Source organism: Streptomyces sp. NPDC045846 (assembly GCF_056431605.1).
This window is the reverse complement of the sequence record NZ_JBWKKJ010000001.1, coordinates 72,122-90,270: the sequence shown is the minus strand read 5'-3', so window position 1 is coordinate 90,270 and position 18,149 is coordinate 72,122. Positions and strand designations below refer to the sequence as shown.

General features: G+C 72.2%; 14 protein-coding genes. 5 read left to right on the top strand and 9 right to left on the bottom strand.

Annotation, left to right across the window (positions count from 1 at the left end):
- Positions 1 to 27: 27 nt before the first annotated feature.
- Both AC07F3_RS00390 and AC07F3_RS00385 read right to left on the bottom strand, forming a co-directional pair.
- Positions 28 to 1,545, bottom strand: coding sequence for a DEAD/DEAH box helicase (locus AC07F3_RS00390; RefSeq protein WP_479108956.1), 1,518 nt, complete (start codon positions 1,543 to 1,545; stop codon positions 28 to 30).
- A 387-nt stretch (positions 1,546 to 1,932) separates the two neighbouring features.
- Positions 1,933 to 2,136, bottom strand: a complete 204-nt coding sequence (locus AC07F3_RS00385) for a cold-shock protein (protein WP_100580096.1) — start codon at positions 2,134 to 2,136, stop codon at positions 1,933 to 1,935.
- 426 nt (positions 2,137 to 2,562) lie between these two features.
- Here AC07F3_RS00385 and AC07F3_RS00380 point away from each other — a divergent pair, with 426 nt between their 5' ends.
- The 4 genes from AC07F3_RS00380 (at position 2,563) to AC07F3_RS00365 (ending at position 6,412) form a co-directional block, all read left to right on the top strand.
- Complete coding sequence (locus tag AC07F3_RS00380; protein ID WP_479108954.1) at positions 2,563 to 3,327, top strand: SDR family NAD(P)-dependent oxidoreductase; 765 nt, start codon at positions 2,563 to 2,565, stop codon at positions 3,325 to 3,327.
- A 122-nt stretch (positions 3,328 to 3,449) separates the two neighbouring features.
- Positions 3,450 to 4,523 (top strand): sensor histidine kinase, encoded by a 1,074-nt coding sequence (locus AC07F3_RS00375; protein WP_479108953.1) that lies wholly within the window; start codon positions 3,450 to 3,452, stop codon positions 4,521 to 4,523.
- A gap of 470 nt (positions 4,524 to 4,993) precedes the next feature.
- Positions 4,994 to 5,653, top strand: a complete 660-nt coding sequence (locus tag AC07F3_RS00370; protein ID WP_479108951.1) for a response regulator — start codon at positions 4,994 to 4,996, stop codon at positions 5,651 to 5,653.
- Positions 5,654 to 5,773: 120 nt separating this feature from the next.
- Positions 5,774 to 6,412 carry a GOLPH3/VPS74 family protein gene (locus AC07F3_RS00365; protein WP_479108949.1) on the top strand — a complete coding sequence of 213 codons (639 nt, stop codon included), beginning with the start codon at positions 5,774 to 5,776 and terminating at the stop codon, positions 6,410 to 6,412.
- A 118-nt stretch (positions 6,413 to 6,530) separates the two neighbouring features.
- Here the strand turns inward: AC07F3_RS00365 and AC07F3_RS00360 are convergent, their stop codons facing one another.
- The 7 genes from AC07F3_RS00360 to AC07F3_RS00330 form a co-directional block, all read right to left on the bottom strand.
- The gene (locus AC07F3_RS00360; RefSeq protein WP_479108947.1) at positions 6,531 to 7,412 is read right to left on the bottom strand and encodes a polysaccharide deacetylase family protein; all 882 of its coding nucleotides are present in this window, start codon (positions 7,410 to 7,412) and stop codon (positions 6,531 to 6,533) included.
- Positions 7,413 to 7,784: 372 nt separating this feature from the next.
- A complete protein-coding gene (locus AC07F3_RS00355; RefSeq protein ID WP_479108945.1) occupies positions 7,785 to 9,017 on the bottom strand; it encodes a GNAT family N-acetyltransferase in 1,233 nt (410 codons plus the stop codon).
- 129 nt (positions 9,018 to 9,146) lie between these two features.
- A complete protein-coding gene (locus tag AC07F3_RS00350; protein ID WP_479108943.1) occupies positions 9,147 to 10,298 on the bottom strand; it encodes an XdhC family protein in 1,152 nt (383 codons plus the stop codon).
- 46 nt (positions 10,299 to 10,344) lie between these two features.
- Positions 10,345 to 11,808, bottom strand: coding sequence for an NCS2 family permease (locus AC07F3_RS00345; protein WP_479108941.1), 1,464 nt, complete (start codon positions 11,806 to 11,808; stop codon positions 10,345 to 10,347).
- 397 nt (positions 11,809 to 12,205) lie between these two features.
- Positions 12,206 to 14,611, bottom strand: a complete 2,406-nt coding sequence (gene pucD / locus AC07F3_RS00340) for a xanthine dehydrogenase subunit D (RefSeq protein ID WP_479108939.1) — start codon at positions 14,609 to 14,611, stop codon at positions 12,206 to 12,208.
- A gap of 2 nt (positions 14,612 to 14,613) precedes the next feature.
- Positions 14,614 to 15,207 carry a (2Fe-2S)-binding protein gene (locus AC07F3_RS00335; protein ID WP_479108937.1) on the bottom strand — a complete coding sequence of 198 codons (594 nt, stop codon included), beginning with the start codon at positions 15,205 to 15,207 and terminating at the stop codon, positions 14,614 to 14,616.
- A gap of 2 nt (positions 15,208 to 15,209) precedes the next feature.
- Entirely contained in the window at positions 15,210 to 16,106 is an 897-nt protein-coding gene (locus AC07F3_RS00330) for an FAD binding domain-containing protein (RefSeq protein ID WP_479108935.1), read from the bottom strand.
- A 263-nt stretch (positions 16,107 to 16,369) separates the two neighbouring features.
- Here AC07F3_RS00330 and AC07F3_RS00325 point away from each other — a divergent pair, with 263 nt between their 5' ends.
- Positions 16,370 to 18,040: a PucR family transcriptional regulator gene (locus AC07F3_RS00325; RefSeq protein WP_479108933.1), complete on the top strand. Its 1,671-nt coding sequence runs from the start codon at positions 16,370 to 16,372 to the stop codon at positions 18,038 to 18,040.
- Positions 18,041 to 18,149: the final 109 nt, after the last annotated feature.

Sequence of the window (18,149 nt, the reverse complement as noted above, 5' to 3'; positions counted from 1 at the left end):
GTGGGGGTCCGGCCGCCCTGGGACGGGTCAGGCGGCCCGGCGGACCCGGGCGGCCTTGCGGGCCTCGGCCAGCTCGCGGGACTCGCCCGAGCGACGCGAGGTGCCGACCCGGCCGGAGGACTGGCCGCGTGCGGTGCCGCGGCCGCGGAACGGGGCCTGGCCGCGCTGCTTGGGGCGCTCCGCCGGGGCCGCCGCGGGGGTGACGGGGATGCCGGAGGGCGCCTGGGCGCCGGTGATGCGGCTCAGCTCGGCCTCGCCGGAGCGGACCTGGGTGATCATCGGGGTGATCCCGGCGGCCATCATCAGGCGGCTCATCTCGCGGCGCTGGTTGGGCAGGACGAGCGTGACGACGCTGCCGGACTCGCCGGCGCGGGCGGTGCGGCCGCCGCGGTGGAGGTAGTCCTTGTGGTCGGTCGGCGGGTCGACGTTCACCACGAGGTCGAGGTTGTCGACGTGGATGCCGCGCGCCGCGACGTTGGTCGCGACCAGCACGGACACGTCACCGGTCTTGAACTGGGCCAGCGTGCGCGTGCGCTGCGGCTGGGACTTGCCGCCGTGCAGCGCCGCGGCCCGCACACCGCTCTGGAGCAGGTGCTTGGTGAGCTGGTCGACGGCGTGCTTGGTGTCCAGGAACATGATCACCCGGCCGTCGCGGGCCGCGATCTCGGTGGTCGTGGCGTACTTGTCGGCGCTCTGCACATGCAGCACGTGGTGCTCCATGGTGGTCACCGCGCCCGCCGACGGGTCGACGGAGTGGACCACCGGGTCGTGCAGGTACTTGCGGACCAGCAGGTCGACGTTGCGGTCCAGGGTGGCCGAGAACAGCATCCGCTGCCCCTCCGGGCGCACCTGGTCGAGGAGCTCGGTGACCTGCGGCATGAAGCCCATGTCCGCCATCTGGTCGGCCTCGTCCAGGACGGTGATGGCGACCTGGTCCAGGCGGCAGTCGCGGCGCTCGATGAGGTCCTTGAGCCGACCCGGCGTGGCCACGACGACCTCGGCGCCGGAGCGCAGCGCACCGGCCTGGCGGCCGATCGACATGCCGCCGACGACGGTGGCCATCCGCAGCCGCAGGGCACGGGCGTACGGGGTGAGCGCGTCGGTGACCTGCTGGGCCAGCTCACGCGTGGGGACCAGGATCAGCGCGAGGGGCTTCTTGGAGTCGGCGCGGCGCCCGGCGGTGCGCACCAGCAGGGCGAGCCCGAAGGCGAGGGTCTTGCCGGAGCCGGTGCGGCCGCGGCCCAGGACGTCCCGGCCGGCCAGCGAGTTCGGCAGGGTGGCCGCCTGGATCGGGAACGGCTCGTTCATGCCCAGGCCGGCGAGCAGGTCGAGCACCTCGGTCGGCATGCCGAGCTCGCCGAACGACGCGACGGGGGGCAGCGCGGGGGTGATGGTGTCGGGGAGGGCGAACTCGCCCTGCGGGGCGGCGGGCCTGCGGCCGCCGCCGGAGCGGTTCGCGCCCTGGGGCCGGAAACGGGCCCCGCGGTCGGCGCCGCTCTTACGGGCGGCGGAGTAGCGGTCGTTCGTGCGAGCTGAACGGTTCACGGAGAACCTTCCTCGATATGGCACGTATCGAGGGACTCCCGGTGGAATTACCACCGGGACATCGCAAGAACGAGCCGGAAACAGAAGTCGAATATTCCGATCCGGCCGCACGAAGGCGTGGAAATTCCCCGCCCGGTGTCGGAATGCCGGGAATCCGCCGCCTGGGAAGGCGGACGGGCCGGATCAGGACAGCGGGCTGAGCCGGGCCCCGGCCGTGGCCGTGGCGGTTCGTCCGCTGCGTGGCGGGACAGACGGGCGGCTGCCCGGTGTCCCGCGGGCCGTGTGGAGTGCCGTCACGAAGGGACGGCGGGCCCGGTGGAACAGCAACGGGCTGGGGCCCGCACCCCAAGGTGCGAGCCCCAGCCGCGTGCAGAAAACGCCTCAGCGTCAGGCAGGCGTGATGTTCTCGGCCTGCGGGCCCTTCTGGCCCTGCGTGACGTCGAAGTTCACCTTCTGGCCTTCCTGAAGCTCACGGAAGCCCTGGGCGGCGATGTTGGAGTAGTGCGCGAACACGTCCGGACCGCCACCCTCCTGCTCGATGAAGCCGAAGCCCTTTTCCGCGTTGAACCACTTCACGGTGCCAGTAGCCATGTCATATCTCCTTCGGGGCAATGCCCGGGGGTCCGCACTGTGCTGACCCCGTCGTTACCGCGATGATTGCCCCGTCCGGAAAAAGCACCGGAAATACAAAAGCGCCCGACGGCATAAAACCATCAAGGCACTTGAAGTCTTTGGGAACCACAACTGCAACTGGGATCAACAGTAGCACGGATCCGGCAGGGCGGCACGGCGAATACTGCTATTTCGCGCGCGCCACCAGGAAGCCTCGCCGTACTTTGCGTAAAATTCCGTGGTCGCCACGACAGATATTGTGCTTCTCCGCTGCCGGGGTCACCTTCGACGGGGTGTCCGAACTGGCCAGTTATGCACCCTCGCACTTGATCTTCCGCGGCGTCCGCGAAGACTGGTCCGGTGCACGGGCGCCCGGCCCGCCTCCCCGGAGAAACGAGAGCCGCCATGACCACTGTCCTGATCACCGGTGCGACCTCGGGCATCGGTGCCGCCTTCACGGAGCGCTTCGCGGGCTTCGGATGCGCTCTGGTGCTGGTCGCCCGGGACAAGGAGCGGCTGCGGCGGACGGCCGAGGAGCTGCGGGCCCGGCACGGGGTGCGGGTCGAGACGCTGGCCGCCGATCTGGTCGACCCGCAGGACTGCCGCCGGGTCGAGGAGCGGCTCGCCTCGGCCGAGGACCCGGTGGACGTCCTCGTCAACAACGCTGGTTCCGGCCTTCCCGCACCCTTCCCGCACAGCCCCGTCGACGACGAGGAGCGGATGCTCGACCTGCTGGTGCGGGCGCCGCTGCGGCTCACGCACGCGGCCGTGCCGGGGATGACCGCGCGCGGTCGGGGCGTCGTCCTCAACGTCTCCTCGGTGGCCGGCCTTCTGCCCACGGGCACCTACGGCGCCGCCAAGGCGTGGCTGACCGCCTTCAGCGAGTCCCTGCGCGTCGACCTGGCCCCGCACGGCGTCCGCGTCCTCGCCCTCGTGCCCGGCTTCACGCGTACGGAGTTCCAGGAGCGGGCCGGGATGGACGTGAGCTCGCTGCCCGAGTGGGCCTGGCTCGACGCGGAGAAGGTCGTCGAGCAGGCCCTGAAGGACCTGCGCCGCGGGCGTCCGGTGAGCATCACGGGGCTCCAGTACAAGGCGTACGCCTTCGCCGTACGTCATGTGCCGCGCACGGTCGCGGCGCGGATGGCCCGCTCCCGCCGGCCCGCGAAGTGACCGCCGGGCGTCGTGCGCGGGGCACCGGGCGCGGGGGTTGATAGCGTCGCGGCGTGGGTCACATGCGCGGTCCGGACGGTAGTGGATCCCCTCCCCCGGCCCGGGCGGTCGGGGCGTTGCGGGTGGCTTCGGCGCTGCTGGTGCTCGGGGTGGCCGTGCCCGCCTGTCTCGCCGCCGGGGCCGGTTCCGGCGGGCGGGCCGCCGTCGCGCTGGGCCTCGCCGTCCTGCAGGTCGTGGCGCTGTGGTGGGTGGTGGCACGGCCCGGTGCCGTCCTCGCCGTGAGCGCCTCGCTCGGGGCCGCGATGTGGCTGCTCCTCCCGGCGCTGAGCCTGACGGGCTCCCTGCTCGGGGCCCAGCTCGCGCTGTGCGTCCTGTCGGCGCTGCGCCCGGCCCGTATGTCCCGCTGGTGGCTCCTTGGCATGCTCGCACTCGCCCCGCTCGCCCTTGTCGGCGGCAGCGCGCTGGTGCTCGTCAGCCATGTGCTGGCCGTGACGCTGGCCTGGACCGCGGGGCAGTGGCGCCGGGCCCAGCTGGACCGGCTCGCCGCCGAGACGCGGCGGGCGGTGGCCGAGGAGCGGGCCAGGATCGCCCGCGAGGTGCACGACGTGGTGGCCCACACGGTGTCGGTGATGGTGATCCAGGCCGGCGCCGCCGAGGACGTCTTCACCACCCACCCCGAACAGGCCCGGCAGGCGCTGCGCGCCATCGACAGCGCGGGGCGCTCGGCACTCGGTGAGCTGCGGGTCCTGCTGCGTGCGGAGGCGGACGCGGACGGAGACGGGGACGACGGGCGCCGTCCACCGCGCGGGCTCGCGGACCTCGCCGAGCTGGCCGCGAGCACCCGCGCCGCCGGGCTCGCCGTCGAGCTCCACGAGGAGGGCCGGGTGGCCGCGCCTCCGTCCGCCGTGGACCTGGCGGGCTACCGGATCGTCCAGGAGGCGCTGACCAACACGCTGCGGCACGCCGGGGCGAGCCTGGTGCGGGTGTCGGTCCGCTACGACGAGGAGTCGGTACGCATCGAGGTGACCGACAACGGCCGCCCCACCGGCCGGAGTTGGCGCTCCATGGGCTCGGGCCGAGGTCTGACGGGCATGCGCGAACGAGCAACACTGCTGGGCGGCACCCTGAAGGCCACCCCCACCCCGACCGGAGGCTTCACAGTCCAAGCGGTACTACCAACGCGCCCGTCCCCCTGAACCACCCCGAAGCCCAAGAGAACCGCCCCTCGGCCCCACGAGACCCCCCAGCCGAAACGGGGTTAGGGGCGCGAGGAACTGCGCGACCAGCCACATACGGCCCGCAGACGGAAACGGGATCAGGGGCGCGGGGAACGGCGCGACCAGCCACACACGACGCGCGGACGACAAGGGGTTAGGGGCGCGGGGAACGGCGCGACCAGCCACGCACGGCCCGCAGACGAAAACGGCGTTAGGGGCGCGGGGAACGGCGCGACCAGCCACGCACGGCCCGCGGATGGAATCGGGGTTGGGGGCGCGGGGAACGACCACGCACGGCCCGCAGACAGGCGGAATCAGGGGCGCGGGGAACTGCGCAAGCGGCACTCGGCCCGCAGCCGACAGCGCGGAGGCCCCGGCGGCCGGGCGGGAGCGGAACCGCGGCGGGCCGGGGCGAGCCCCGGGCCAGGGCGGGCCCTAAGGTACGAGGCGTGACGATCCGCGTGGTGGTGGCCGACGACCAGACACTCGTACGCGGCGGATTCCGCATGATCATCGACGCCCGCGACGACCTCGAAGTGGTCGGCGAGGCCGCCGACGGTCGGCACGCGGTGCGCCTGGTCACGGAGTTGCGCCCCGACGTCGTCCTGATGGACGTACGGATGCCCGTGATGGACGGCATCGAGGCGACGCGGGCGATCGTCGCGTCGGGCAGTGCCACCCGGGTCCTGGTCGTCACGACCTTCGACCTCGACGAGCACGTACTGACCGCGCTGCGGGCCGGGGCCAGCGGGTTCCTCCTCAAGGACATCCGGCCCGCCGAGCTCGCCGAGGCCGTCCGGGTCGTGGCGCGCGGGGACGCGCTGCTGGCGCCCACCGTGACCCGGCGCATGCTCGACCGCTTCGCGCACACCGCGCCCGCGCCCCCGGCCCCGGACGCGCTGGCCGGGCTGTCGCCGCGCGAACTGGAGGTGCTCACGCTGATCGGGCAGGCGCTGTCCAACCCCGAGATCGCCGCCCGGCTGCACCTCTCGGAGGCGACGGTCAAGACCCACGTCTCGGCGGTCCTGCGCAAGGTGGGGCTGCGCGACCGGGTGCAGGCGGTGGTCGCCGCGTACGACCACGGTCTCGTCGAGCCGCGCCGCGGCTGAGCGGATCCGCGCCGCCTCATCCCGCGGTATGAGCCGCCCGCCCACTCATACCGCGGTCCCAGTGCGGATCCATCCGCCGGGTGGATCCCCGCGCGGCGGGCGTTCCGTACCGTCGGTCGTATGACGCAGACCCTGTACGGCCGGATGTATCTCGCGGCCTACGACTCCGATGCCGCAGCCCTGTACGACCGCACGAGGACCGGATTCCTGCTGCGCGCGGCCGTCCTCGCCGAGCTGGCCCTCCTGGGCCACGTCGCCGACGGTGCGGGCGACGTGGCGGTCGCGGATTCGGGACGTACGGGCGATCCCGTTCTCGATCACGCGCTCGACCGAATCGGGGCGCAGCGGCGCACCTGGAAGGCGTGGATCCGGGCCGATCGCGCGGAGACCCTGGGCGCGGTCGAGGACCGGCTCGCCGCCGTGGGCCTGATCACGGTGGAGGAGCGGCCCGCCTTCGCCCGAGCCTCCCGGCGCTCGGTGGCGGTGCGGGACGCGGCGGGCGTACGCGCCCTGCAACACGGGATCGCCGCGCAACTGCACGGCGCGGGGCCGCTCGCGCCGCACGACGCCGTGCTCCTGGCGCTCGCCGCGGCGGGCGGGGTGCGGCATGTCGTGTCCCGTGCGGACGCCCGCGCCCACCGGGACCGCATCGACGCGGCGACCGGACGGCTCGACGCGCTCGCACCCGCCCTGGGCAAGGCCGTGCGCGGCCTCGGGACCACGCTGGTCGCCGCGCAGGGCGGGATGGGCGGCAGCTGACGCACGAACGGTTCGACGGACGCACCGCCGCACCCGTCATGAGATATGACGGGTCGTCAACTCCCGTGCCCGCGAGGCGAGTGCGGGCGTTCGGCGCTCGCCGGGGGCGACGGGCGGCTCAGACCGCCGGGAAGCTGAAGGTGTAGCCCTGCTGTGCCAACCAGGGCAGCAGCTCCTTCAGCGCGGCGACCGTCTGGGCGCGGTCGCCGCCGCCGTCGTGGAAGAGCACGATCGGGCCGTTCTTGAGCTGCTGCTTCACCGTCTTCACGATCGTCGCGGTGCCGGGCTGCTTCCAGTCCTTGGTGTCGACGTTCCAGCCGAGCGGCCGCATCCCGTGGCCTGCGGCGATGTGGCGGTTGTCGGGCGTGAAGGCGCCGCCGGGGGCGCGGAAGTACTGCACCTTGGCGCCGTCGGCCGCGTCCTCGATCATCTTCTGGGCGTCGAGGACCTCGGAGCTCTGGTAGGCCACGGGCTTCTTGTTCATGGCCTCGTCGTGGCTGACCGTGTGGTCGCAGAGGCGGTGCCCGGCCGCGACGACCTGCTTGACCATCTCGGGGTTGGCCTTGGCCTGCGGGCCGATCATGCAGAAGGTCGCCTTGACGCCGTACTGCTTCAGGACGGCGAGGATCTTCGGCGTCCAGACCGGGCTCGGCCCGTCGTCGATGGTGATCGAGACGGACTTGCCGCCGCTCTCGGTGGCGTGGTCGATCGTCTCGGATATCCCGCTGGCGCCGGGCGGCGCGGCCGGACCCGTCGCGTCGCCGGAGCCGTCCGAGCCGTCCGGCGCGCTGTCGCCGCCGGGCCCCGAGGTCGCGGCCGAGCCGCCGGGGTGGCCGTGCTTGTTGTCGGACGTGGTGCTGGAGTGGGCGAGGGCCGGGCCGGGGCCGTCGGCGGAGGTGTCACTGCCGAGGAAGACGGCGGCGGCGACGCCGCCCGTCAGGACCACGGCCGTTGCTGCGGCCATCACGATGCGGCGTGTGTGGGCGGCCAGTGGCGCCATGGTTTCCCCATCCCCTCGATACGTGCCAGTGCGGCTGCGGAGCTTCACCGGTTGGCCACGATCGCACGATCGCGCCCGAATCCCGAAATGTGAATTCTCCAGCCGGGTATCGCCGGAAAACACCCGAATTCCGGCAACTTCACTGGCCAGCAGGGAGGTTGACGCGACCGCAGGGGTACGAGGGGTCCGGTGCGGACACCGCGCGCCGGGACTTTCGTCCCTAACACGCAGGCAAAGACCGCGCCAAGGGGGCTTCCGGTTCCCGCCGTGAGCAGGCGGTTCGGCGCGGGACCTTCGGCCCGGCGGCGGACGTCCCCGAACGAGAGCCTCGTCACTCCCCGGCGGCGCGGCCCCCGCCTCGGCCGCGGCCGGTCAGAACTCGTCCACCGTGTGCGGCAGTTCCTCGGTGCGCAGCGCCGCGTCCAGGGTCGCCGCCGCGTCCGGGGTGTGCTCCGTCACCAGGCCCGCGCGGACGAGACGGCGTACCTCGGTGCCGCCGAGGTAGCAGGCGGCCAGGTCGCGGACGTCGAAGGTGAGGTCGGGCGCGGTCTCCGTCGGCTCGTACGTGCAGCCGTGCGGGGAGGCCGCGAGGCGGAAGCGGCCCGCGTTGGCCGGGACGCGGTCGTCGCGGACCTCCAGGACGAGGAACGCCTCGGCCGCCCACGAGCGGGCGGTGAGCGCGGCGCCGACGTCCACGAGCCGGATCCAGAGCGCGGGGAACTCGGCGACGGCCCGGACCTGGTCCCGGTCGGTGGCGAACAGGAGCAGTGGGTCGTCCGGCGCGAGCCCCCAGGCGCGGACGGTGCCGGTGAGGTCGATGCCGGCGAGGTAGTTCCAGAGCGCGGCCTCGGCCGCCGGGGTGTCGGCCTCCAGCTCGGCCACCTGCACGGTGCCGGGCTTGGCCGGGTCGTCCTCGCGCCGGGTGCGGTAGAGGGCGTACCCGGCGAGCGGCTCCCCGGCGGCGCCGAGGCCGACGATGCGGGGCGGGCCGAGTTCCTCGTCGTCCTCGTCGGTCTCGGGCAGCCACTCGCCGCGCCAGCGGCCGGTGTCGCGCGCGATGCGCCCGGCGCGCCGGGCGCGGGTCGCCTCGTAGTAGGGGCCGAGTTCGGCGGGCGCGTCGGCGGGGTCGATCAGCCGCAGGGGGCGCCGGTCCGGCTCGATGCGCAGGGCGAGCGGACGGGTCGAGTTGATCTCGACCGAGGTGCCGTGGGTGCCCGCGCCGAAACCGAAGCGGCCGTAGATGGCGGCCTCGGAGGCCCACAGCGCCGCGATGGGGCGGCCGTGCTCGGCGCACCGGCGGAACACCTCGGCGATCATGCCGGAGAGCACGCCGCGCCGTCGATGGGTGGGGGCCACGGAGACGAACGTGAGCCCGGGGCAGGGCAGTTCACCGCCGGGTACGGAGAGGGTGAGGCGGTGCGCGACGAGGAAGCCGACGAGCGCGTCCCCGTCGTAGGCGCCTACGCGGTCGCAGCGCAGCACCATCGCCCGGTGGTAGGCGCGCTTCTCCTTCTCGTCGGGGCGGTCGTGGAAGACGAGCCACCAGAGCTCCAGGGCGCGGTCGACGTCGGACTCGGGCACGTCGCGGAACTCCAGCTCGCTCATGCGGCGACCCTAACCCGGTCGAAACCGGACGGTCACATGCATATCGCCCAGGCTGGGGACGGCCGCGCCCTCCCAGGGCCTGGACACCACACCAGGGCCGGTGTGCGGCGGCCGGACGGACGCGGGAGGCTAGGCCACCGAACCGATCCGGCCCACCGGGGTGTCCTTGCCGTCGTGGTGGATCGGCGTGTGCGCGCCGGTCAGCGAGACCCCGCTGCCGCCGCGCCGGTTGGCGACGATCTCCGCCGCGATGGACAGCGCGGTCTCCTCGGGCGTGCGCGCGCCGAGGTCGAGGCCGATCGGGGAGCGCAGGCGGTTGAGTTCGAGCTCGGTGACGCCGACCTCGCGCAGCCGCTCGTTGCGGTCCAGGTGGGTGCGGCGCGAGCCCATCGCGCCGACGTAGGCGACCGGCAGCTTCAGCGCGGTCTCCAGGAGCGGTATGTCGAACTTGGCGTCGTGGGTCAGGACGCACAGCACCGTACGGGAGTCGGTGTGCGTCCGCTCCAGGTACCTGTGCGGCCACTCCACGACGATCTCGTCCGCCTCGGGGAAGCGGTTCCTCGTCGCGAAGACGGGCCGGGCGTCGCACACGGTGACGTGGTAGTTCAGGAACTTGCCGACCCTGACCAGGGCGGAGGCGAAGTCGATGGCACCGAACACGATCATGCGGGGGGCCGGGACGCTCGATTCGACCAGGACGGTCAGCGGCTGGCCGCACAGACGGCCGTCGACGCCGAGCGAGAGGGTGCCGGTGCGGCCTGCGTCCAGGTAGGCGGTGGCCTCGTCGGCCACCGCGCGGTCCAGTTCGGGATGTCCGCCGAGCACGCCCTCGTAGCTGCCGTCGGGGTGGACGAGCAGGGCGCGGCCCATGAGGTCGGCGGGGCCGTCGGTGATCCGGGCGACCGCGGCGGCCTCGCCGCGTGCGGCGGTGGCCAGGGCGGCCGCGAACACCGCACGGGCGGGCGCGTCGGCGTGCACCGGGGTGACGAGGATGTCGATGACGCCGCCGCAGGTCAGTCCGACCGCGAAGGCGTCCTCGTCGCTGTAGCCGAAGCGCTCCACGACGGTCTGGCCGTCTTCGAGCGCCTGCCGGCACAGTTCGTAAACGGCGCCCTCCACACATCCGCCGGAGACCGAGCCGATCGCCGTGCCGTCGCTGTCGACGGCGAGGGCGGCTCCCGGCTGCCGGGGCGCGCTCCCGCCGACCGCCACCACGGTGGCCACGGCGAACTCGCGTCCCTGCTCGACCCACCGGTTCAGCTCTTCGGCGATGTCCAGCATGTTCGGTCTCCTTACGGATGTGTGGAGGGCGTCAACGGCATGGCCGCTACTTGACGCCGAGCCAGCTCTCGATGGGATGGAGGGCGAAGTAGATGGTGAAGACGGCCGTCAGGGCCCACATGAACCCGCCGATCTCGCGCCACTTGCCCTGTGCTGCCTTGATCACGGTGTAGGCGACGACGCCCGCGCCGACACCGGCGGTGATGCTGTACGTGAACGGCATGAGCGCCACGGTGAGGAACACCGGGATGGAGACGGAGCGGTCGCTCCAGTCGACGTGCTTGGCGGCGCTCATCATCATCGAGCCGATGACGACCAGGGCGGCGGATGCCACCTGGGCGGGCACCAGCTGGGTGACCGGGGTGAAGAAGAGGCAGGCCGCGAAGAACAGGCCGGTGACGACCGAGGAGAGGCCGGTACGGGCGCCCTCACCGGCGCCGGAGGCGGACTCGATGAACACGGTCTGGCCGGAGGCGCCGGTGACGCCGCCGATCGCGCCGCCCGCGCCGTCGATGAACAGCGCCTTGGACAGGCCCGGCATGCGGCCCTGGTCGTCGGCGAGCTTGGCCTCCTGGCCGACGCCGATGATGGTGGCCATCGCGTCGAAGAAGCCGGCCAGCACCAGGGTGAAGACGATCATGCCGACGCTGATGGCGCCGATGGAGCCCCAGCCGCCGAACTCGACGTGGCCGAAGAGACCGAAGTCGGGCGTGGAGACCGCGCTGCCCTTGAGGGCGGGGGCGGTGCCGCCCCAGTCCGCGTCGGTCAGGCCGGCGACCTTGGTGACCACGAAGGCCAGGACGCTGCCGGAGACGATGCCGATCAGGATCGCGCCGGGGACCTTGCGGGCCTGGAGGGCGAAGATCAGGAGCAGGGTGACCGCGAAGAAGAAGACGGGCCAGCCGACGAGCTGTCCGGTGGCGCCGAGGGTGACCGGAGGTCCGTGCTCGGGACCCTTGCCGACGAATCCGGCCTTCACGAGGCCGAGCAGGGCGACGAACATGCCGATGCCCATGGTGATCGCGTGCTTGAGCGCCAGCGGGATGGCGTTCATGATCATCTCGCGCAGGCCGGTGACGACGAGCAGCATGATCACGACGCCGTACATGACGCACATGCCCATGGCCTGCGGCCAGGTCATGTTCGGGACCACCTGGGTGGTCAGGGCCGCGGACACGTTCAGTCCGGCGGCGAGCGCGAGCGGAACCTTTCCGATGAAGCCCATCAGCAGGGTGCTGGCCGCGGCCGCGAGAGCGGTGGCGGTCACCAGGCCCGCGTGGCCCAGCGTGTGCTTGTTGACGTCCGGCGTCGACAGGATCAGCGGGTTGAGCAGGAGGATGTAACACATCGCCATGAAGGTGGTGATGCCGCCGCGCACTTCCTGCGCGAGCGTGGATCCTCGCTCGGATATGTGAAAGTACCGGTCGAGCCAAGACCTGCCGGCGGGGGGACGGGAGCCGGAGCCCGCGTCCTCGGCGGTGGTCTTCGGCTCCAGGGACTGCTGGGTCATGGTGCCTACTCCCAAGGTTCACAGGGGCACCCGCATAAGACTTGAGTCCTCAGGTCAGACAAGCTGCGGGATTTGGGATGATGCGTGGGCTGCACGACCCGGGGGACGGCCCGAGACGAACGGTGTCTGCTCCTGCCGGGGTACCGGTCGCGGTACCGCAGTGCAGATGGCTACGGGTGTTGCTGGTGTGACTCGATGGTGCGTGTCGTGCTCGTACTGCTGGTTACTGCGAGGACCGCGAGCGGTGCGGTACTGGTCTGCTCCGGGCGGTGCGGGCGTCGGAAGTGTGACGTTCCTGGGTGGCACGCACCGCCCGGAGGGCTTGTGAGGAGGAGGGGGCCCGGGGGACGCGAGTCCCCCGGCGAAGAAATCTCTTTCACCCACACCCCCGGAGGGATCAGGCTCCGGTGCCCGTGAGGTGCTCGGGGCGGACCGGGGTCTTGTTGAGCTCCAGACCGGTCGCCGCCCGGATCGCCGCGAGGACGGCCGGGGTGGACGAGAGGGTCGGGGCCTCGCCGAGACCGCGCAGGCCGTACGGCGCGTTCGGGTCGGCGAGCTCCAGGACGTCGACCGGGATGGTCGGGGTGTCCAGGATCGTCGGGATCAGGTAGTCCGTGAAGGAGGGGTTGCGCACCTTCGCGGTCTTCGGGTCCACGATGATCTCTTCCATCACCGCGACGCCGAGGCCCTGGGTGGTACCACCCTGGATCTGGCCGACGACGGAGAGCATGTTGAGCGCCTTGCCGACGTCCTGGGCGGTGGCCAGCTCGACGACCTTGACGAGGCCGAGCTCGGTGTCCACCTCGACCACCGCGCGGTGCGCGGCGAACGTGTACTGGACGTGGCCGTTGCCCTGGCCGGTGACGAGGTCGAAGGCCTGGGTCGGGCGGTGCCGGAACTCCAGCTCCACGTCGATCTCCTCGCCCTCCAGGACGTCCGCGAGGTCGGCGAGGACCTCGCCGCCGTCGGTGACGACCTTGCCGCCTTCGAGCAGCAGCTCGGCGGTGGCCCAGGCGGGGTGGTAGGAGCCGAACTTGCGGCGGCCGATCTCCAGGGCCTTGGCCCGGACGGCCTCGCAGGTGTTCTTCACCGCGCCACCGGTCATGTACGTCTGCCGGGAGGCGGACGTGGAACCGGCGGAGCCGACCTGGGTGTCGGCCGGGTGGATGGTCACCTGCGTGACACCCAGCTCCGTACGGGCGATCTGGGCGTGCACGGTGACACCGCCCTGACCGACCTCCGCCATGGCCGTGTGGACCATCGCGACGGGCTCGCCGTTGATGACCTCAAGGCGCACACGGGCGGTCGAGTAGTCGTCGAAGCCCTCGGAGAAGCCGACGTTCTTGATGCCGACCGCGTAGCCGACGCCACGTACGACGCCCTCGCCGTGCGTGGTGTTGGACAGGCCGCCCGGCAGGGCGCGGACGTCCGCCGCCTCGCCGGCCGCGAGCCACTGCTGCTCGGGCGGCAGCGGGCGGGCCTTGACCCGGCGCAGCAGCTCGGCGACCGGGGCCGGGGAGTCCACGACCTGGCCGGTCGGCATGATCGTGCCCTGCTCCATGGCGTTGAGCTGGCGGAACTCGACCGGGTCCATGCCCAGCTTCGCCGCGAGCTTGTCCATCTGGGCCTCGTAGGCGAAGCAGGCCTGGACGGCGCCGAAGCCGCGCATCGCGCCACAGGGCGGGTTGTTCGTGTAGAGCGCGATGGCCTCGATGTCGACGTCGTCGATGACGTACGGGCCGACGGAGAGCGAGGAGGCGTTGCCGACGACCGCCGGGGAGGCCGAGGCGTAGGCCCCGCCGTCCAGGACGATCTTGCACTTCATGTGCGTGAGCTTGCCGTCCTTGGTGGCGCCGTGCTCGTAGTGGAGCTTCGCCGGGTGGCGGTGCACATGGCCGAAGAAGGACTCGAACCGGTTGTAGACGATCTTGACCGGCTTGCCCGTGCGCAGCGCCAGGAGGCAGGCGTGGATCTGCATCGAGATGTCCTCGCGGCCACCGAAGGCGCCGCCGACGCCGGAGAGCGTCATGCGGACCTTCTCCGGCGGCAGGCCCAGGACCGGGGCGATCTGCTGGAGGTCCGAGTGCAGCCACTGGGTGGCCACGTACAGGTCCACCCCGCCGTCCTCGGCGGGCACGGCGAGGCCGGACTCGGGGCCGAGGAAGGCCTGGTCCTGCATGCCGAAGGTGTACTCGCCCTCGACGATCACGTCGGCGCGCTTGCGCGCCTCCTCCACGTTGCCGCGGATGATCGGCTGGCGGTGCACGATGTTCGGGTGCGGGACGTGACCGGCGTGGTGGTCGTCGCGGCCCTCGTGGATCAGCGGGGCGTCGGCGGCGAGCGCGGAGGCCTCGTCGGTGACCACCGGCAGTTCCTTGTAGTCGATCTTGATCTTGGCGGCCGCGCGGCGGGCGGTCTCCGGGTGGTCGGCGGCCACGAGGGCGACCGGCTCACCGTGGTGGCGGACCCGGCCGTGGGCCAGGACGGGGGTGTCCTGGATTTCGAGGCCGTAGTTCTTCATCTTGGCCGGCAGGTCGTCGTAGGTGAGCACGGCGTAGACGCCGGGCATCGCGACGGCCTCGGAGATGTCGATGTTCTCGATCTCGGCGTGGGCGACGGTGGAGCGGAGCGTCTGGCCCCACAGCATGTCCTCGTGCCACATGTCCGAGGAGTACGCGAACTCACCGGTGACCTTGAGGGTGCCGTCCGGGCGCAGCGTCGACTCGCCGATGCCGCCCTTGGTGTGGTTCTGGGTGACGTTGGTGGGCGTACCGGCCGGTGTGGTGCGGGTGTTCTGCGCCATGGTCAGACCGCCTCTTCCTGACGGGCGGCCGCGAGGCGGACCGCGTCGAGGATCTTCTCGTAGCCGGTGCAGCGGCACAGGTTGCCCGAGAGCGCCTCGCGGATGTCCGCGTCGGACGGCTCGGAGTTGCGCTCCAGGAGCTCGTCGGCGGCGACCAGGAGGCCCGGGGTGCAGAAACCGCACTGCACGGCGCCGGCGTCGATGAACGCCTGCTGGATCGGGGAGAGCGAACCCGCCTCTCCAGTCTGCCCGTCCTGGGGCTTGGCCTGCCACCGCTTGGCGGCGTCGATGGACGTGCCGCAGGAACCGGAGGCGCAGCCGCCGCCGGGGTGGGCGTCGGCGCGGTGGGCGGCGTAGTCGGCCAGGCCCTCCACGGTGACGACCTCGCGGCCCTCGACCTGACCGGCAGCGACCAGGCAGGAACACACCGGCACGCCGTCGAGGCGGACCGTGCAGGAACCGCACTCGCCCTGCTCACAGGCGTTCTTCGAACCGGGAAGACCCATGCGCTCGCGCAGGACGTAGAGAAGGCTCTCGCCCTCCCACACGTCGTCGGCCTCCTGCTTACGGCCATTGACCGTGAAATTGACGCGCATGGTTATGCAGCTCCTTCAAGGGTGCGGCCGTTTCCGCCGCGGTACGTCTCCCAGGTCCACATCAGCGTGCGACGCGCCATGACGCCGACGGCGTGACGGCGGTAGTTCGCGGTGCCGCGGACGTCGTCGATCGGGTTGCACGCGCCCGAGGCGAGCGTGGCGAACTGCTTCGCGACCGACGGGGTGATGATCTTGCCGTTGTCCCAGAAGCCGCCCTCTTCGAGCGCCGCGTTCAGGAACTCCTCGGCCGCCTTCGCCCGGATGGGGGTGGGGGCCGCCGAGCCGATGCCGGTCCGGACCGTACGGGTCTCGGGGTGCAGCGCCAGGCCGAACGCGCAGACCGCGATGACCATGGCGTTGCGGGTGCCGGCCTTGGAGAACTGCTGGGGGCCGTCCGCCTTGGGGATGTGGACGGCCTTGATCAGCTCGTCCGCCTCGAGCGCGTTGCGCTTGACGCCCTTGTAGAACTCGTCGATCGGGATGAGCCGCACGCCGCGCGCCTGCGACTCGACCTCGACGTCCGCGCCGGAGGACAGCAGCGAGGGGTGGGCGTCACCGGCCGGGGAGGCACAGCCGAGGTTGCCGCCGACGCCGCCGCGGTTGCGGATCTGCGGCGACGCGACCGTGTGCGAGGCGAGCGCCAGACCCGGCAGCTCGGTCCGCAGGTTCTCCATGATCTTGGTGTACGGGACGGAGGGGCCAAGCCGGACGCTCTCCTGCCCGACCTCCCACTGGGCCAGCTCGCCGATGCGGTTGAGGTCCAGGAGGTACTCGGGCCGCCGGTGGTCGAAGTTGATCTCGACCATCACATCGGTGCCACCCGCAATGGGCACAGCGGTGGGGTGCTCTGCCTTGGCGGCGAGCGCCTCCTCCCAGCTGGCGGGGCGAAGGAAGTCCATGAGTGGCTCTCTTCCGATTCTCAAATTCGGGGTCGTTCGCGCGGGTCCCGGGGACGGCAGGCCCTCGACATCTCAGTCGTTCATGTGCTGTTAACGCGGTGTGGAATCAGTACACAAGTCCCGATCCCTCGGGTGCAGTCACCGAAACCATGAAGGAGTTGGCTGGTCTCCGCTCACGTCTTGTAGATTCGTATGAAAGGCGGTGCTCCGTTACCTCACCGCTTTCCAACGGCAACATCAAGACAGATCGGCGGCGACACGCGATGCGGCTGCGCGCACTTCTGGAAACCGACGCGCTGGGGCTGCGGCTGCTCGGCGGCGAGGACGAGCTGGACCGCACGGTGCGGGGAGTCATGACCACTGACCTGCGGGATCCGAGCCGCTACCTGACCGGTGGCGAGCTCGTCCTGACGGGTCTCGCCTGGCGCCGGGACGCCGAGGATTCTGAGCCATTCGTACGCATCCTGGCGAGTGCCGGGGTGGCGGGCCTGGCGGCGGGCGAGGCCGAGCTCGGCGCCATTCCCGACGATCTCGTCATGGCTTGTTCTCGCCATCGGCTCCCGCTCTTCGCGGTGAACGAGTCGGTCGCGTTCGCGACCATCACCGAGCACGTCGTACGGCAGGTCTCCGGCGAGCGCGCGGGCGACCTCGCGGCCGTCGTCGACCGGCACCGCAGGCTGATGACGTCCGGCCCGGCGGGCGGCGGCCCCGAAGTGGTCCTCGACCTGCTCGGCTCGGACCTCGACCTGCGGGCCTGGGTGCTCTCCCCCACCGGCCGCCGGATCGCCGGCGCAGGCGACCCGCTGACCCCCGCGGTGGGCGCCGCCCTGGCGGCCGAGCACCTGGGTGCGACCCGCACCGGCCGCCGCGGCCCGCACCGGGCCACCGTCGGCGGCGTGACCTATTCGCTCTTCCCGATCCGCAACCACGGACGGGGCGCCGCGCCCGCCGCCCGGGACGTGCGCGAGACGGTGCTCTCGGACTGGCTGCTCGCCGTCGAGGCCGACGCGAGCGACTGGCCGGCCGCCCGGCTCGACCTCCTCCAGGGCGTCACCCAGCTCATCGCGGTCGAGCGCGACCGGCGCGACGCGGCCCGCACGGTGCGCCGCCGGCTCGCCCAGGAGGTCCTGGAGCTGGTGCAGACCGGCGCCGCGCCCGCCGAGATCGCGGCCCGCCTCAGAGTCGCGGCCCCGGTGCTGCTGCCCGGCCTCGGCTCGGCGCCGCACTGGCAGGTCGTGGTGGCCCGGGTGGACTGGGAGCGCGACTCGGGCGCCGAGATCGCGGGCGGACCGGTCGCCCAGTCGCTCCTGGAGGAGATCCTGGTCGACCCCGCGGTGGTGGGCCCCGAGTCCTCCGACCGGATCGCGGTGGCGCACGCGGGCGACGAGGCGATCGCGCTCGTACCGCTGCCCGCCGTCACGCCCGAGGGCGCGGAGGGCGGCCTGCACGCCGACGCGCTGCTGTCCACCGTGCGCGCGCCGCTCTCGGCGGGCCTCGCCGACGACGGCCGCCTGACACTGGGTGTCAGCGCCGCGGTGCACTCCGCCGAGGGGCTGCGCGGCGCCCTGGAGGAGGCCCGGCACGCCCGCCGGGTCGCCGCCGCCCGCCCCGGCCGGGTGTGCGCGGCCGGCCACCACGAGCTGGCCTCGCACGTCCTGCTGCTGCCGTTCGTGCCGGACGACGTGCGGCGCGCCTTCACGGCCCGGCTGCTCGACCCGCTGCGCGACTACGACCGGCGCCACCGGGCCGAGCTCATCCCGACCCTGGAGGCCTTCCTGGACTGCGACGGTTCGTGGACGCGGTGCGCGACGCGACTGCACCTGCACGTCAACACGCTGCGCTACCGGGTGGGCAGGATCGAGCAGTTGACGGCCCGTGACCTGTCCCGGCTCGAGGACAAGCTGGACTTCTTCCTGGCGCTCCGCATGAGCTGACCGTCGGTCCCGGCCGGTGCCGGACGATTGTGAACTCATTCACGCACCCCCCTTGGCCCGGCGTGCCATTCCGTGTTGAGATGCGAGCGCGACTCAGCAGCTCGATGGC

Bases quoted from the DNA above. Each gene is read 5' to 3' on its own strand.
- AC07F3_RS00385 (WP_100580096.1), bottom strand. From the start codon at position 2,136: ATGGCTACTGGCACCGTGAAGTGGTTCAACGCGGAAAAGGGCTTCGGC.
- AC07F3_RS00380 (WP_479108954.1), top strand. From the start codon at position 2,563: ATGACCACTGTCCTGATCACCGGTGCGACCTCGGGCATCGGTGCCGCC.
- AC07F3_RS00365 (WP_479108949.1), top strand. From the start codon at position 5,774: ATGACGCAGACCCTGTACGGCCGGATGTATCTCGCGGCCTACGACTCC.
- AC07F3_RS00360 (WP_479108947.1), bottom strand. From the start codon at position 7,412: ATGGCGCCACTGGCCGCCCACACACGCCGCATCGTGATGGCCGCAGCA.
- AC07F3_RS00355 (WP_479108945.1), bottom strand. From the start codon at position 9,017: ATGAGCGAGCTGGAGTTCCGCGACGTGCCCGAGTCCGACGTCGACCGC.
- AC07F3_RS00350 (WP_479108943.1), bottom strand. From the start codon at position 10,298: ATGCTGGACATCGCCGAAGAGCTGAACCGGTGGGTCGAGCAGGGACGC.
- AC07F3_RS00345 (WP_479108941.1), bottom strand. From the start codon at position 11,808: ATGACCCAGCAGTCCCTGGAGCCGAAGACCACCGCCGAGGACGCGGGC.
- pucD (WP_479108939.1), bottom strand. From the start codon at position 14,611: ATGGCGCAGAACACCCGCACCACACCGGCCGGTACGCCCACCAACGTC.
- AC07F3_RS00335 (WP_479108937.1), bottom strand. From the start codon at position 15,207: ATGCGCGTCAATTTCACGGTCAATGGCCGTAAGCAGGAGGCCGACGAC.
- AC07F3_RS00330 (WP_479108935.1), bottom strand. From the start codon at position 16,106: ATGGACTTCCTTCGCCCCGCCAGCTGGGAGGAGGCGCTCGCCGCCAAG.
- AC07F3_RS00325 (WP_479108933.1), top strand. From the start codon at position 16,370: ATGCGGCTGCGCGCACTTCTGGAAACCGACGCGCTGGGGCTGCGGCTG.